This window comes from Streptomyces antioxidans (assembly GCF_000968685.2).
GTDB lineage: Bacteria > Actinomycetota > Actinomycetes > Streptomycetales > Streptomycetaceae > Streptomyces > Streptomyces antioxidans.
In genome coordinates this window covers 154,183-168,699 of sequence record NZ_LAKD02000043.1, presented here as the reverse complement: position 1 = coordinate 168,699, position 14,517 = coordinate 154,183, and the positions used below count along the sequence as shown (strand labels likewise).

Annotated in this window: 10 protein-coding genes; 4 read left to right on the top strand and 6 right to left on the bottom strand. The window is 70.2% G+C overall.

The window, feature by feature from the left end; genetic code table 11:
* From VT50_RS18175 to VT50_RS18160, 4 genes are all read right to left on the bottom strand, one after another.
* Window positions 1-1,747: type I polyketide synthase (locus VT50_RS18175; RefSeq protein ID WP_143645236.1), on the bottom strand; the 1,747-nt coding region annotated here is incomplete at its 3' end.
* Between the two features lie 264 nt (window positions 1,748-2,011).
* A complete protein-coding gene (locus VT50_RS18170) occupies window positions 2,012-2,218 on the bottom strand; it encodes a ferredoxin (protein ID WP_046089522.1) in 207 nt (68 codons plus the stop codon).
* A gap of 130 nt (window positions 2,219-2,348) precedes the next feature.
* Window positions 2,349-3,440, bottom strand: a complete 1,092-nt coding sequence (locus VT50_RS18165; protein ID WP_053048774.1) for a cytochrome P450 — start codon at window positions 3,438-3,440, stop codon at window positions 2,349-2,351.
* A 457-nt stretch (window positions 3,441-3,897) separates the two neighbouring features.
* A complete protein-coding gene (locus VT50_RS18160) occupies window positions 3,898-5,748 on the bottom strand; it encodes an ABC transporter ATP-binding protein (RefSeq protein ID WP_046089524.1) in 1,851 nt (616 codons plus the stop codon).
* 138 nt (window positions 5,749-5,886) lie between these two features.
* Between VT50_RS18160 and VT50_RS18155 the strand changes: the two genes are divergently transcribed.
* On the top strand, window positions 5,887-6,327 hold the full coding sequence (locus tag VT50_RS18155; protein ID WP_046089525.1) for a MarR family winged helix-turn-helix transcriptional regulator: 441 nt from the start codon (window positions 5,887-5,889) through the stop codon (window positions 6,325-6,327).
* 4 nt (window positions 6,328-6,331) lie between these two features.
* Here the strand turns inward: VT50_RS18155 and VT50_RS18150 are convergent, their stop codons facing one another.
* Window positions 6,332-7,072, bottom strand: coding sequence for a lipoprotein (locus VT50_RS18150; RefSeq protein ID WP_046089526.1), 741 nt, complete (start codon window positions 7,070-7,072; stop codon window positions 6,332-6,334).
* Window positions 7,073-7,230: 158 nt separating this feature from the next.
* Between VT50_RS18150 and VT50_RS18145 the strand changes: the two genes are divergently transcribed.
* On the top strand, window positions 7,231-9,237 hold the full coding sequence (locus VT50_RS18145) for an ABC transporter transmembrane domain-containing protein (RefSeq protein WP_046089527.1): 2,007 nt from the start codon (window positions 7,231-7,233) through the stop codon (window positions 9,235-9,237).
* The gene (locus VT50_RS18140) at window positions 9,234-11,015 is read left to right on the top strand and encodes an ABC transporter ATP-binding protein (protein ID WP_046089528.1); all 1,782 of its coding nucleotides are present in this window, start codon (window positions 9,234-9,236) and stop codon (window positions 11,013-11,015) included. Before VT50_RS18145 ends, VT50_RS18140 begins: the two co-directional genes overlap by 4 nt.
* A gap of 50 nt (window positions 11,016-11,065) precedes the next feature.
* On the opposite strand, the gene VT50_RS18135 is transcribed toward VT50_RS18140, so the two are convergent.
* Window positions 11,066-11,857, bottom strand: coding sequence for a metal-dependent hydrolase (locus VT50_RS18135; protein ID WP_046089529.1), 792 nt, complete (start codon window positions 11,855-11,857; stop codon window positions 11,066-11,068).
* Window positions 11,858-11,993: 136 nt separating this feature from the next.
* Between VT50_RS18135 and VT50_RS18130 the strand changes: the two genes are divergently transcribed.
* Window positions 11,994-14,516, top strand: a complete 2,523-nt coding sequence (locus tag VT50_RS18130; RefSeq protein ID WP_046089530.1) for a DEAD/DEAH box helicase — start codon at window positions 11,994-11,996, stop codon at window positions 14,514-14,516.
* Window position 14,517: the final 1 nt, after the last annotated feature.

The following is a 14,517-nucleotide window of genomic DNA, read 5'->3' as shown; positions in this document are numbered from 1 at the left end:
CCTGACCAGGGAACACAAACACCGAACGGCCGGGCGTTTCGGCGTCCTTCCCCCACACCACACCGGGGAGTTTGGCGCCCTCGGCCACCGCCTCCAGGCGCTCGAGGAGTTCATCACGGCCGGTTCCGGTCACCACGGCGCGCTGCTCGAACGCGTACCTGGTCGTGGCCAGCGAGAGCGCCACATCGGCGGCGCCCAGCTCCGTACGCTCGGCCACGAACTCCCGCAGCCGCGCGGCCTGCTGCCGAAGCGCGGCGTCGGTCTTGCCCGACACCACCCACGCCACCGGGCCCGCGATACCCGCGACAGCACCGTCAGCGGGCTCCCCGGCCTCAGCCTCGGCCGCCTCGGCCTCCGGGGCCTGCTCCAGGATCACATGCGCGTTCGTCCCGCTCACCCCGAAAGAGGACACACCGGCCCTGCGCGGCTCGCCTGTCTCCGGCCACGGCCTGGCCTCGGTCAGCAGCTCGACCTCGCCCTCGGACCAGTCCACATGGCTCGACGGGGCGTCCACGTGCAGCGTCTTCGGCAGCACGCCCTGCCGCATCGCCATGACCATCTTGATGACGCCCGCGACACCGGCGGCGGCCTGGGTGTGACCGAGGTTGGACTTGAGCGAGCCCAGCCACAGCGGCCGCCCCTCCGGCCGTTCCTTGCCGTAGGTGGCCAGCAGCGCCTGCGCCTCGATCGGGTCACCCAGCGTGGTGCCGGTACCGTGCGCCTCGATCGCGTCGATCTGGCTGGAGGTCAACTCGGAGTTCTCCAGCGCCTGTCGGATGACACGGCGCTGTGACGGGCCGTTGGGGGCCGTCAGACCGTTGCTCGCGCCGTCCTGGTTCACGGCGGAGCCGCGTACCACCGCAAGGATCTGGTGCCCGTTGCGGCGCGCGTCGGACAGCCGCTCCACCAGCAGCACACCGATGCCCTCGGACCAGGTGGTGCCGTCGGCTCCGTCGGCGAACGCCTTGCAGCGGCCGTCGACGGCCAGTCCGCGCTGGCGGCTGAAGGTGACGAAGCCCTTGGGGCTCACCATGACCGTCGCACCGCCGACCAGCGCCATGGAGCACTCGCCCTGACGCAGCGCCTGCGCGGCCAGGTGCAGGGCGACCAGCGCCGAGGAGCAGGCGGTGTCCACGGTCAGCGCGGGGCCTTCGAAGCCGAAGGTGTAGGAGACCCGGCCCGAGGCGATGCTGGTGGTGGCGCCGTTGTGGAGGTACGGCTCGATCTCGTCGGGGATCTGCGCGGCCTCGGACGCGTAGGTGGTGTGCATGGCACCGGTGAAGACGCCCGTCTGGCTGCCGCGCAGCGACGCGGGGTCGATACCCGCCCGCTCCATGACCTCCCACGACGTCTCCAGCAGCAGCCGCTGCTGCGGGTCCATGGCCAGGGCCTCACGCGGCGAGATCCCGAAGAAGCCGGAGTCGAATTGGTCCGCGTCGTGGAGGAAGCCGCCTTCGCGAACGTAACTGGTACCCGGATGTTCCGGATCCGGATTGTAGATCCCCTCCACGTCCCAGCCGCGGTTTGTCGGGAAGGGGGAGATGGCGTCCGCTCCATCGGCGACCAGGCGCCACAGCGCCTCGGGTGAATTCACTCCACCCGGAAATCGGCAGGCCATACCGATGATGGCAATGGGTTCGGTGGCAGAGCTGATCAGCTGGCGGTTCTGACGCCTGAGCCGCTCGATTTCCTTGAACGACTTGCGCAGCGCTTCAACGGCCTTGTTCTGGTTGGATGCATCAGGCATCAGAAACTCCACACTTAACGCGTCGTTCGCTGGAAGAGCGCAACGGCTCTGAAAGTCATGAGAACACGCATTGCCAGACGGACACCGGCCACACTAGCTCCAGTCCCGTAAGGGAAACCCTAGAAACCCACCCGGGCATGGTTGACAACCCCGGACAGTGTTCCGAGGGATTTGGTTTCAGTAGCGTTTCACCGGCCGTGTGATCCTCGCCACGGTCGCGTTCTCCGCCGCGATTTGTGCCCCCCGGAATATCGTGCGCTGTTTTCACGCCCCAGGTTCTTCTTCGAGGCGGATCGCACCGGTTGGGCAACGGGATACGACCTCGCGCAGAACGTCCAGCCGTCCGGTGTCGGGCTGTGCCTCAAGAAGAACGACGGAGCCGTCGTCGTCGCTCTGGTCGAACAGGTCAGGCGCGATCAGCGCGCACTGGCCCGCCGCACAGCACACCTCACGGTCGGCGGTGATCCTCATCGGGTCTCAGTCCTACCTCGTTGTCCGGGATGGCCCGCATATCCATGTCGTGCGGGCCCTGTTGCGTGACGGTGACGGACGGTGGGTAAACCCCCACCGTCCGTCGCATTCACCGCTTGTCACATCTCGGTCATTCGTCCCAGGTGACGGGGAGCGCCCCGGGGCCGTAGTGGACGAAGTCGTCGCGCATCCGGATCTCCTCGCTCGGCACTGCCAGCCGCAGGGTGGGGAACCTGTCGAACAGCGCCTCGTAGCCGACGCGCAGGATCGTGCGGGCGAGGTGCTGGCCGAGACACTGGTGGACACCGTGGCCGAGCCCCAGGTGTCCGTGGTCCGTACGGCCGATGTCCAGCTGATCGGGGTGCTCGTAGCGCTCGGGGTCGCGGTTGACGGCGGGGAGGGCGACGGTGACCACCTCGCCCTTCTTGATGGTCTGGCCGGCGAACTCCACGTCTTCGAGGGCCCACCGGCTGGCCCCGAGGTGGGAGATGGTGAGGAAGCGGAGCAGCTCCTCGACGGCGGCCCCCATGAGCTCCGGATCCTCCTGGAGCCTGGCCAGCTGATCGGGGTGCTCGAGCAGGGTGTAGACGCCCATGGCGAGCATGTTGCCCGTGGTGTCGAAGGCCCCGGTGATCAACGTGGCGGTGATGCCCATGAGTTCTTGCTCGGTGAGCTGCCCGCCGCGGATCAGGTCTCCGAGGATGTCGTCCCGGGGGTCGTCCATCCGGGTGGGGACGAAGCGGGCCAGGAACCCGCTCATCCCGGACACGGCGGCCAGCGCCTCGGGGACGGTGGAGGAGAGCCGACCGAGTGTCTCCACATGGCGCTGCAGGCTCTTGCGCTCCGATTCGGGGACGCCGATCATCTCGCACATCACCCGGGAGGGAACGGACTCGGTGAAGACCTCCACCAGATCGGCGCCCGGTCCGGCCTTTTCCAGATCGTCGAGTTGTTCATGCACGATTCGCTCGATCATGGGGGCGAGTTGACGCGTGCGCCGCACCGTGAAAAAGCCGGTGACCAGCTTGCGATACTTGCTGTGAACCGGGTCGTCCGTTTTCGCGAAGGCGCCCGGATCGGCCGGGCCGTCATACGCCAGCTCCGTGGGGACGGGAGAGATTATCCCTTCCTGGCGCGCGCTGAAGCTCTTATGGGTGAGCAGTTCCTTCGCCTCGGCATGGCGGGTGATGAGCCACCCGGGCGTGCCGCCCGGATAACTCATCCGCGTTATCCGGTCCTGCTCGCGCAGGGGGGTGTAGCCATCCGGAGGATCGAAGGGGCAGCTCCGCTTGGTGGGCAATGACACAGGGGGGTGCGGGGCGTCGGCCAAGACTCCTCCATCGATTCACAATCCATGCAGCGAGGTCGTCGGCGGCTACACCGGCTGGCTCGAAACTCGATGCTAGCTTCGCCGTCGGCCCGAAAGCGCATCAAAAGGCCCCCGCAGGCAAGTTCTGCAAATTTCCTTAGTCAAAGGGGGGAGCAGTTGACCCCGTGTGCGCGGGTGCACTCACCGCGCCGGCCGCGACGTCTGAACGCGTGGCGGCTCCAACGCTCCCCTACCCCGGGTAAGCCGTCTTCAATCACACCTGTTGTGAGCGGGTCTCACCGAACGCCAGCTGCGGCGACCACGCTCCGTAGAGTCGTCCTTCAGCGGGTACTCCACAGGACTTGGGGCATTAGACGGCGGGGACCACCGGCGACAGATGGGCGTCGCGCCGCACCAGTGTGGCGTAGCGTCCGTCCTTGGCCAACAGCTCTTCGTGGGTGCCCCGCTCGGCGATCCGGCCGCCGTCGAGGACGACGATCTGGTCGGCGTCGCGCACGGTGGAGAGTCGGTGGGCGATGGTGATCGTGGTGCGGCCGGCCGAGAGGGAGTCGATGGCCTCCTGGACGGCCTGCTCGGTACGGGTGTCCAGGGCGCTGGTGGCCTCGTCGAGGATGAGAACGGGTGGGTCGCGCAGAATTGTGCGGGCTATGGCCAGGCGCTGCTTCTCCCCGCCGGAGAAGCGATAGCCGCGCTCTCCCACGAGGGTGTCATAGCCGTCCGGGAGGGAGGCGATGTGATCGTGGATCTGGGCGGCCTCGGCCGCGGCCACAAGCTCCCCATCGGTCGCGTCGGGCTTGGCGAAGCGCAGATTCTCGGCGACGGAGGCGTGGAAGAGGTAGGTCTCCTGGGAGACGACGCCGACGGCCCGGGCGAGGGAGTCGAAGTCGAGGTCGCGCACATCCACACCGTCGATCAGCACCCGACCGCCGGTCACATCGTAGAGCCGGGGCACCAGATAGCTGAGGGTCGTCTTGCCGGAGCCGGTCGATCCGACGACCGCCAGGCTGCCGCCTGCGGGAACGGTCAGATCGACGCCGCGCAGGGTGCCCTTCGATGCGCCCTTTGACAGGGCGGCCTTCGCGGGGCCGGGCGGCGCGCTGTCGTAGTCGAAGTCGACGGCGTCGAAGCGGACTTCGCCGTGCACCTTCTCCAGGCGCACCGGGGCGGCGGGCTCGGTGATGTCGATCGGCAGGTCGAGGTATTCGAAGATGCGGGCGAAGAGGGCGAGGGAGGTCTGCACCTGCACACCGGTGGACAGCAGGCTCACCGTGGGCCGGAGCAACCCTTGCTGGAGGGAGACGAAGGCGACGAGCGTGCCGATGGAGACGGCGGGGCCACCGGCCTGGAGGGCGATGCCCGCGGCCCAGTAGATCAGCGCGGGCATGGCGGCCATGACGATGCCGATGGTGGACATCCGCCAGCGGCCCGCCATGCTGGCGCGGACTTCCAGGCCCACCAGATGCTCGGACTCCTGGGCGAACTGCTGGGTGAGCGACTCGGACCGGCCCATGCTGCGGCCGAGCAGGATGCCGCTCACCGACAGGGATTCGGTGACCATCGCGGACATGGCCGCCATCTGCTTCTGTCGCTGCGAGGTGATCCTCTTGCGCTCGGCGCCGACGCGACGGCTGATCCAGACGAACACGGGCAGCAGGAGCAGGGAGACGACGGTCAGCCGCCAGTCGAGCGCGAGCATCGCGACGACGGTGGCGACCACACTGGTGAGGTTGGAGACCAGGGAGGTCGCGGTGGAGGTGACGGTGGCCTGCATACCGCCGATGTCGTTGGCGATACGGGACTGCACCTCGCCGGTGCGGGTGCGGGTGAAGAAGGCGAGCGGCATGCGCTGCAGCCGGTCGTAGACGGCGGTGCGCAGATCGTGCATGACGCGCTGGCCGACGGTGGTGGAGATCAGGGTCTGCAGAACGCCGAAGACGCTGTTGACGACGGCCGCGGCGATCATGCCGAGGGCGAGCAGGGTGAGCAGTCCGGTGCGGCCGTCGGGGATGGCGGTGTCGAGGATCTCGCGGAGGAGGAACGGCGAGGCGACCGAGACCAGCGCGGAGGCGGCGACCAGCAGGCCGACCACGGCGAGGCGGCCGCGATAGGGATGGAAGAGCCGGAGGATGCGGCGCACCTGGGCGGGCTGCTCGGACTCCTGGGCGGACGGTGTCCATGACGGTGGCGTGTCGGGGCGCATGGGCTCCTTCTGGAGACAGGGAGGCCGGCGCGGAGGATGACGGCGTGGTCGGGCCGTGGCCGCGTCGGCGCGGACTTTGAGAGCATAGCTCATTGTTACCTATACTCACAATGAACCCGGTCCTGATAGACTGCGATCATGCCCACGCCCGAGACATCCGGCCTCCTCGCGGAGCAGCTGCTGCGCCTGACCCGCAGACTGCAGCGCGCCCAGAAGCGCCATATGGAGCCGCTGGGTATCACACCCGCCCAGTCCCGGCTGCTGCGCACCGTCGCCCATGACGACCAGCCGCCGCGGATGGCGGACCTGGCCCAGCGCCTGGAGGTGGTCCCGCGCGCCGTGACGACGCTGGTGGACGCCCTGGAGGCGCATGGCTCCGTGCGCCGCGTACCGGATCCGACCAACCGTCGGGTGGTGCGCGTCGAGCTCACCGACACCGGGCGCGCCACGCTGCGCGCGCTGCGCGAGGCGCGCCGGGCCGCCGCGGAGGACATCCTGGCGCCGCTCAGCGATCAGCAGCGCGAGGCGCTGGGCGAGCTGCTGGACACCCTGTCCGGCACCCCGGGCCACCGCTGCTGAGGGCTCAGGCGGCCAGATGCGCCCTGTCGCCCATGACCACCACCGGGTGCAGCTTGGGGTCGAGGTGCTTCAGCAGGTACTCCATGCCGGACTTGGCAAGGCTGACACAGGCCGAGGTGCCGCTGCCGTGGTCCATGTGCAGCCAGATGCTGCCGCCCTTGCTCTGCCCTTCGGGCCGGGTCTGGTCCAGCGGCGAGGCGCCCTTGACGCGGTTGTAGTCAATGGCGATGACGTAGTTGAAGTCCGTCCAGTGGGACTTGGGCCAGTAGTGGGGCGCCGCGAAGGAGCCGGATGATGTGTACGGCAGCCGGGCGCCGGGGTCGGGCAGCACACCACCAGCGTCGCTGAGCGTGAAGACCCCGACCGGGCTGCGCTTGTCGCCCTCGTGATGGCTCGTCGTCCAGCCGCGCTTGCCGTTGTGCGCGGTCCAACTGCGCGTCCGCTCCCATGCCTTGCCCTGCTTGGTGTAGAGGACCACGGTCGCGTCGCCGGAGTTCACCCCTTTGCCGTAGACCGCCACGACCTGGCGGGACTGGTCAGGAATCCGGGACTGGAGCTTGTCCCCCACATCCGGGATGCGGGTGGGATCCGGCGTGGGCGCCCCGCTGCGCAGCGCTTGCTTGCCCTGGTTCGCGCCCTTGTCACCGCCGCTGTCACCGCCGTCGTCGCCGCAGGCCGTGAGGAGGACGAGAGCCGCGGCGGCCGCGGCCGCCGCACGCATGGACATCATGCCGGAAGTTCGCATGTCCCCATGGTCCCACCCCCATAGGACAGTGCGACATGCGGGATTGGCGTGTTTCGGCCGGTCCCGGGAAAACCAGTTGAATTCCGCACCGTGAGAACGTCAGCCTTGCACGTCTCCTGCCCTCCCCTCCCTCCGCCGCCCGCCGACCTTGGGACGTCATGCACATTCGCGATCTTCCGTACCCCGATCCCGGCCGACCCGACGTGCGGTCAGGTCCGAGGTTCCTCTTCTGGCTGGGCAGGAATCAGCTGGGCGGGCAGGTGAAGGCGGCGCTCTGGGGCCTGGTGCACATGGCCGCGCTGGTGTCCTTCCCGCTCGCCATCGGCTTCGGTGTGCAGGCGGTGGTGGACCGCTCCGGCTCCCGGCTGGCGATGGCCGGGGCGCTGATGGTGGGGCTCACCGTGCTCACCGCGCTGGGGGACGCCATGCTGCACCGCGCGGCGGTCACCAACTGGATCACGGCGGCGGCCCGGGTACAGCAGCTGCTGGCCCGCAAGGCGGTGGAGCTGGGGTCCGCGCTCACCCGGAAGGTGGCGGCCGGTGAGGTCGTCGCCGTCTCCACGGGCGATGTCGAGAAGATCGGCTGGTTTGTGGAGGCCCTGTCCCGCTTCACCGCGGCCGCGATCACCACCGTCGCGCTCTGTGTGGCACTGGTGCTCTACCAGCCGACGCTGGGAGTGGTGGTGGCCGTCGGGGTGCCCGCGCTGGCGCTGGCCGTGCTGCCGCTGCTGCCGCGCGCGGCGCGCCGGGCCGACGAGCAGCGGGAGAAGGCGGGCCGGGCCACCGAGCTGGCCTCGGACACCGTGGCCGGGCTGCGGGTGCTGCGCGGCATCGGCGGCGAGGAGCTGTTCCTGGGCCGCTACCGGAACGCCTCCCAGGAGGTGCGGGCCGCGGCGGTGCGCAGCGCGCGGATGTGGGCGCTGATCGCGGCCGTGCAGGTGGCACTGCCGGGGCTGCTGCTGATCGGTGTGGTCTGGTACGGGGTGTCGCTGGCCCGCGAGGGGCGGATCGAGGTGGGCGAGCTGGTCACCGTCTACAGCGCGGTCACCTTTCTACTCTTCCCGCTGCGGCACTTCGAGGAGATCGCCATGGCCTACTCCTTCTCCCGGCCCTCCGCGCGGCGCGCGGCCCGGGTGCTGGCGCTGCGGCGCTCCTCCGCGGACGGCGAGGGCGCGGACACAACAGACACCGCAGACACCGCGGACACTGGAGATACCGCGGCCACCGCAGCGTCCGTGGACGGGGGCGGGCGCGCGGAAGCGCGGCGGGCCACTAGACCGCTCGGCGGGGATCTGTACGACCCGGTGACCGGGACGCTGGCGCCGAGCGGGGTGCTGACCGCGGTGGTGTGCGGCGACCCGGACGCGGCCGGGCGGCTGGCGGACCGGCTCGGCGGACATCCCGCGCACGGCGGCCCGGGCGACGGGGACCACGGTGGGGCGCCGTCGGTGCTGCTGGGCGGCGTCGCCCTGGACGAGGTGGCGCTGGCCTCGGCGCGCACGGCGGTGCTGGTGCAGGACAAGGACCCGGTGCTGCTGTCGGGCACGCTCGCCGAGCTCCTGGACGTGCCGAGGTCAGGGGAGGTCCCGGCGGAGAAGGCGCTCGAGGCGGCCCAGTGCGGCGATGTGCTGGAGGCGCTGGCGCAGGCGTCGGCGGCGGCCGACGAGGGCGATGCCGACCCCATGCGCACCCGGATCACCGAGCGCGGTCGCTCGCTGTCGGGTGGCCAGCGGCAGCGGCTGGCACTGGCCCGCTCGCTGGTGACCGATCCGGAGGTGCTGGTGCTGGATGAGCCGACCTCCGCGGTGGACTCGCACACCGAGGCCCGGATCGCCGACGGGGTGCGGCGGCTGCGGACGGGCCGGACCACCGTCGTGTTCACCTCCAGCCCGCTGGTCCTGGACCGGGCGGACCGGGTGGTGTTCGTGGCCGACGGCGGGGCGGCGGCAGTGGGCACCCACCGTGAGCTGCTGGGCACGGCCCCCGCGTATCGCGCGGTCGTCACCCGCGAGACGGACGGCGAGGCCGCCGTGCGGAGGCCCGGTCCTCCCGCCGGCGCGACCGGCCACGTCCTGGAGGACATCGCGCGGAACGACATCGCGCCGGAAGGCATCGGGCGGGAAGAGCTCGGGCGGATCGAGGAACAGATCGAGGAGTCGGCATGATCGGCGTGGCACCGCCCGCCTATGACCCGGCCGCACCGGAGTCGGCGACGACACTGCCGGTCGGCACGCCCACCACCGTGCGGGCCTATGTGCGTGAGCTGCTGCGGCGGCACCGGGGCGCGTTCACCGTGCTGATGGTCGTGAACGCGACCGCGGTGCTCGCCTCCATGGTCGGCCCGCAGCTGCTGGGTGGCGTGGTCGAGGATCTCTCCCAGGGCGAGAAGGACCTCCATCTCGGGCGCACGGTGGCGCTGTTCGCGGTGGCCCTGGTGGTGCAGACCGTGTTCGTCCGGCTGGTGCGGCTGCGCGGGGCGGTACTGGGCGAGCAGATGCTGGCGGATCTGCGGGAGGACTTCCTCGTACGGTCGGTGGGTCTGCCCCCGGGGGTGCTGGAGCGGGCCGGGACCGGGGACCTGTTGTCCAGGATCACCACCGATGTCGACCGGCTGGCGGAGGCGATGCGGGAGGCCGTGCCCCAGCTCGCCATCGGTGTGCTGTGGACCGGACTGCTGCTCGGCGCGCTGACCCTGACCGCTCCCCCACTGGGCCTCGCGGTGCTGGTGGCGCTTCCGGTGCTGGTGATCGGCTGTCGGTGGTACTTCCGCCGCGCGCCGAGCGCCTACCGCTCGGAGGCGGCGGGATACGCGGCGGTGTCCGCGTGCCTCACCGAGAGCGTGGACGCCGGGCGGACCATCGAGGCCCACCGGCTGGGCGACCGGCGGATCGCCCAGTCCGAGCTGCGCATCCGGCGGTGGACGGCGTGGGAGCGCTACACCCTCTGGCTGCGCTCGGTGCTCTTCCCGGTGATCAATGTAAGCTACACGCTGATCACCGGTTCGGTGCTGATGATCGGCGGCCTGTGTGTGATGCGGGGCTGGATGTCGATCGGCGAGCTGACCACCGGGGCGCTGCTGTCGCAGATGCTGGTCGAGCCGATCGGACTGATCCTGCGCTGGTACGACGAGCTGCAGGTCGCCCAGGTGTCGCTGGCCCGGCTGGTGGGGGTGCGCGAGATCGGGGAGGGCCCCGCCGACGAGGGCGTGGTTCCCGGTGGCCGGGAGGTGCGGGCGGACGAGGTGCGGTTCGGCTACCACGAGGGCAGCGATGTGCTGCACGAGGTGTCCATGAAGGTGGCGCCGGGGACACGGCTGGCGCTGGTGGGCCCGTCCGGGGCGGGGAAGTCCACCCTGGGGCGGCTGCTGGCCGGGATCTACTCCCCGCGCACCGGCCGGGTGACCCTGGGCGGTGCGGAGCTGTCGCGGATGCCGGCCGAGCGGGCCCGGGAGCATGTGGCCCTGGTCAACCAGGAGCACCATGTCTTCGTGGGCTCGCTGCGGGACAATCTGCTGCTGGCCCGCGCCGGCGCCGGGGACGCCGAGCTGTGGGCGGCACTGGGCGCGGTCGACGCCGACGGCTGGGCCCGCGCGCTGGACGGGGGCCTGGACACCGAGGTCGGTTCGGGCGGTCTCGCGCTCACCCCCGCACAGGCGCAGCAGATCGCGCTGGCCCGGCTGGTACTGGCCGATCCCCATACGCTGGTGCTGGACGAGGCCACGTCGCTGCTGGACCCGCGGGCGGCGCGCCATCTGGAGCGGTCGCTGGGCCGGGTGCTGGAGGGCAGGACCGTGGTCGCGATCGCCCACCGGCTGCACACGGCGCATGACGCGGATGTGATCGCCGTGGTGGAGAGCGGCCGGATCACCGAGCTGGGCAGCCATGATGAACTCGTCGCGGCGGACGGGGCGTACGCCGCGCTGTGGCGGTCCTGGCATCAGTAGCGGGAGGGGTGGCCACGCCCGGGCATGGCCACCCCGGTCCCGTCCGGGGGTCAGATCACGCCGAGGGCGGCCAGTCCGCCCATGCCGCCGAGCAGCATGAAGACCGGCATCAGCACCTTCAATTCGACCCAGCTGCCGGCCCGGAACCGCATGCCCTTCGGCGGACCGACCGGGTACCAGCGCTTGCGGCCGATCGGTATGGGCCACAGGATCGGGCAGCCGGAGACGGTGAGCGCGTCCCCGATGTCGTGGATCAGGGCGCCGAGCACGATCGGCAGGCCCAGCCAGAGGTACTCCTGGCCCGGTGCGCTGAAGAGCCAGTCCGAGCCGTTCCCGGGCTTGTCCAGCACATCGGCGAGGATCCAGGCGCTGGCCGCCCCGAGCAGCCACACCAGGACATCGCTGGAGACCCGCGCCGCCCGCCACAGCAGCCCCTCGACGGCCAGCACCATATGGACGAAGAGGATGCCCAGCACCGCCCAGCGACCGCCGATCATCGCGAGCGCCGAGGATCCGGCGCCGATCAGCACCGCCCATACCCAGGTGTGGGTCAGGGTGCGGTGGCCGCCGGAGCGGCGCGGGTCGCCCGCCTTCCTGGTCGACTTGTAGACGGAGTACGAGATCTTGTCGATCACCTCGCACAGCGTCCGTGAGATGGGCCCGAAGGCGCGCGATATGGTCGCCGCCTTGTGGTCGAGGTCGGGGGCGAGCGCCGCTCCCGCGCAGATCAGCGCGCCAGCGACCAGCACCGGCCAGGGCATCGCGTGGCCGGCCGCCGCGGCCGCCGCCCCCACCCCCAGCCAGGCCGCCGCCCCGGACAGCGAATGCGCCGGTCCCATCATGGTCGTACCCCGCCCCTGTTCTTTCCCGCTTCTGAGCGGGAGTTGACTGCTTCGGCCCGGCACAGCCTAGCGGCGGACGATCTTCTCGCGTACAGCCGGTTCCCGTCCCGGCGGGGAAACCAGGCAGTATGGGTGCGTGACTCTTATCGATCAGCTGCCGAGCGACGCCGACCCCGACGCACTTTTCGAGGCGTTCTCCACCTGGGTCGAGGAGCGGGGAATCTCGCTGTACCCCGCCCAGGAGGAAGCGCTGATCGAGGTGGTGTCCGGGGCGAATGTGATCCTCTCCACCCCCACCGGCTCGGGCAAGAGCCTGGTGGCGGCGGGCGCCCACTTCGCCGCGCTCGCCCGGGACGAGGTCACCTTCTACACCGCGCCGATCAAGGCCCTGGTCTCGGAGAAGTTCTTCGAGCTGTGCAAGCTCTTCGGCACCGAGAACGTCGGAATGCTCACCGGCGACGCGTCGGTCAACGCGGACGCGCCGGTCATCTGCTGTACGGCCGAGGTGCTGGCGTCCATCGCCCTGCGGGACGGCAAGGACGCCGATATCGGCCAGGTGGTGATGGACGAGTTCCACTTCTACGCGGAGCCCGACCGGGGCTGGGCGTGGCAGATCCCGCTGCTGGAGCTGGAGCGGGCGCAGTTCATCCTGATGTCGGCGACGCTCGGTGATGTGAGCCGGTTCGAGGACGATCTGTCCCGGCGCACCGGGCGGCCCACCGCGGTCGTGCGGTCCGCGACCCGGCCGGTGCCGCTGAGCTACGAGTACCGGACGACGCCGCTGACCGAGACGCTGACCGAGCTGCTGGAGACCCAGCAGGCGCCCGTCTACATCGTGCACTTCACCCAGGCGGCGGCGGTCGAGCGGGCCCAGGCGCTGATGAGCATCAATATGTGCTCGCGCGCCGAGAAGGACGAGATCGCCTCGCTGATCGGCAATTTCAGGTTCACCACCAAGTTCGGCCGCAACCTGTCCCGTTACGTCCGGCACGGGATCGGGGTGCACCATGCGGGCATGCTGCCCAAGTACCGGCGGCTGGTGGAGAAGCTGGCGCAGGCCGGGCTGCTCAAGGTCATCTGTGGTACGGACACCCTGGGCGTGGGGGTCAATGTGCCGATCCGGACCGTCCTGTTCACCGCGCTGACCAAGTACGACGGCCAGCGGGTGCGGACGCTGCGGGCCCGGGAGTTCCACCAGATCGCGGGCCGGGCCGGGCGGGCCGGTTTCGACACCGCGGGCTTTGTGGTGGCCCAGGCGCCCGAGCACGTCATCGAGAACGAGAAGGCGCTCGCGAAGGCCGGGGACGATCCCAAGAAGCGCCGCAAGGTGGTCCGCAAGAAGGCGCCGGAGGGCTTCGTCAACTGGGGCCAGAACACCTTCGAAAAGCTCATCGCCTCCGAGCCCGAGCCGCTCACCTCCCGGTTCCGGGTCACCCACGCGATGCTGCTGTCGGTCATCGCCCGTCCCGGCAACGCCTTCGAGGGGATGCGCCACCTGCTGGAGGACAACCATGAGCCGCGCAAGAACCAGCTGCGGCACATCCGCCGGGCGATCGCGATCTACCGCTCGCTGCTGGACGGCGGGGTGGTCGAGCAGGTGAAGCCCGGGGACGGCGAGGACGAGGGTGCCCCGATCGTCCGGCTGACGGTGGATCTGCAGCAGGACTTCGCGCTCAACCAGCCGCTGTCCACCTTCGCGCTGGCCGCCTTCGAGCTGCTGGACCCCGAATCGCCCTCCTACGCCCTGGACATGGTCTCGGTCGTGGAGTCGACGCTGGACGACCCCCGGCAGATCCTGGCGGCACAGCAGAACAAGGCGCGCGGCGAGGCGGTGGCCGCGATGAAGGCGGACGGCGTCGAGTACGAGGAGCGCATGGAACGGCTCCAGGACATCTCCTACCCCAAGCCGCTGGAGGAGCTGCTGTTCCATGCGTACGGGCTCTACCGCAAGAGCCATCCATGGGTCGGCGACCATCCGCTCTCGCCCAAGTCGGTGATCCGCGACATGTACGAGCGGGCGATGACCTTCACCGAGTTCACCGCGTTCTACGACCTGGCGCGGACCGAGGGCATTGTGCTGCGCTACCTGGCCAGCGCCTTCAAGGCCCTGGACCACACCGTGCCGGACGATCTGAAGTCCGATGACTTCCAGGACATCATCGCCTGGCTCGGCGAGATGGTGCGGCAGGTCGACTCCAGCCTCCTGGACGAGTGGGAGCAGCTGGCCAATCCTGAGGAGGAGTCGGCGGAGGAGGCCCAGGAGCGCGCCGACCAGGTCAGGCCGGTGACCGCCAACGCCCGCGCCTTCCGCGTGCTGGTGCGCAACGCCATGTTCCGCCGGGTGGAGCTGGCCGCGCTGGACAAGGTCGCCGAGCTCGGGGAGATGGACGCCGACTCCGGCTGGGACGAGGACGCCTGGGCCGAGGCGCTGGACGGGTACTGGGAGGAGTACGAGGAGCTCGGCACCGGAGCGCAGGCCCGCGGGCCGAAGCTGCTGCGGATCGAGGAGGAGCCCGAGCACGGCCTGTGGCGGGTGCGGCAGACCTTCGACGACCCGAACGGCGACCACGACTGGGGCATCTCGGCGGAGGTCGACCTCGCCGCCTCCGATGAGGAGGGCCGGGCGGTGGTCCGGGTCACCGACGTGGGCCAACTGTAGC

Coding starts and splice junctions, on each gene's coding strand:
- VT50_RS18170 (WP_046089522.1), bottom strand. CDS start 2,218: ATGAGGATCACCGCCGACCGTGAGGTGTGCTGTGCGGCGGGCCAGTGC.
- VT50_RS18165 (WP_053048774.1), bottom strand. CDS start 3,440: ATGAGTTATCCGGGCGGCACGCCCGGGTGGCTCATCACCCGCCATGCC.
- VT50_RS18160 (WP_046089524.1), bottom strand. CDS start 5,748: ATGCGCCCCGACACGCCACCGTCATGGACACCGTCCGCCCAGGAGTCC.
- VT50_RS18155 (WP_046089525.1), top strand. CDS start 5,887: ATGCCCACGCCCGAGACATCCGGCCTCCTCGCGGAGCAGCTGCTGCGC.
- VT50_RS18150 (WP_046089526.1), bottom strand. CDS start 7,072: ATGCGAACTTCCGGCATGATGTCCATGCGTGCGGCGGCCGCGGCCGCC.
- VT50_RS18145 (WP_046089527.1), top strand. CDS start 7,231: ATGCACATTCGCGATCTTCCGTACCCCGATCCCGGCCGACCCGACGTG.
- VT50_RS18140 (WP_046089528.1), top strand. CDS start 9,234: ATGATCGGCGTGGCACCGCCCGCCTATGACCCGGCCGCACCGGAGTCG.
- VT50_RS18135 (WP_046089529.1), bottom strand. CDS start 11,857: ATGATGGGACCGGCGCATTCGCTGTCCGGGGCGGCGGCCTGGCTGGGG.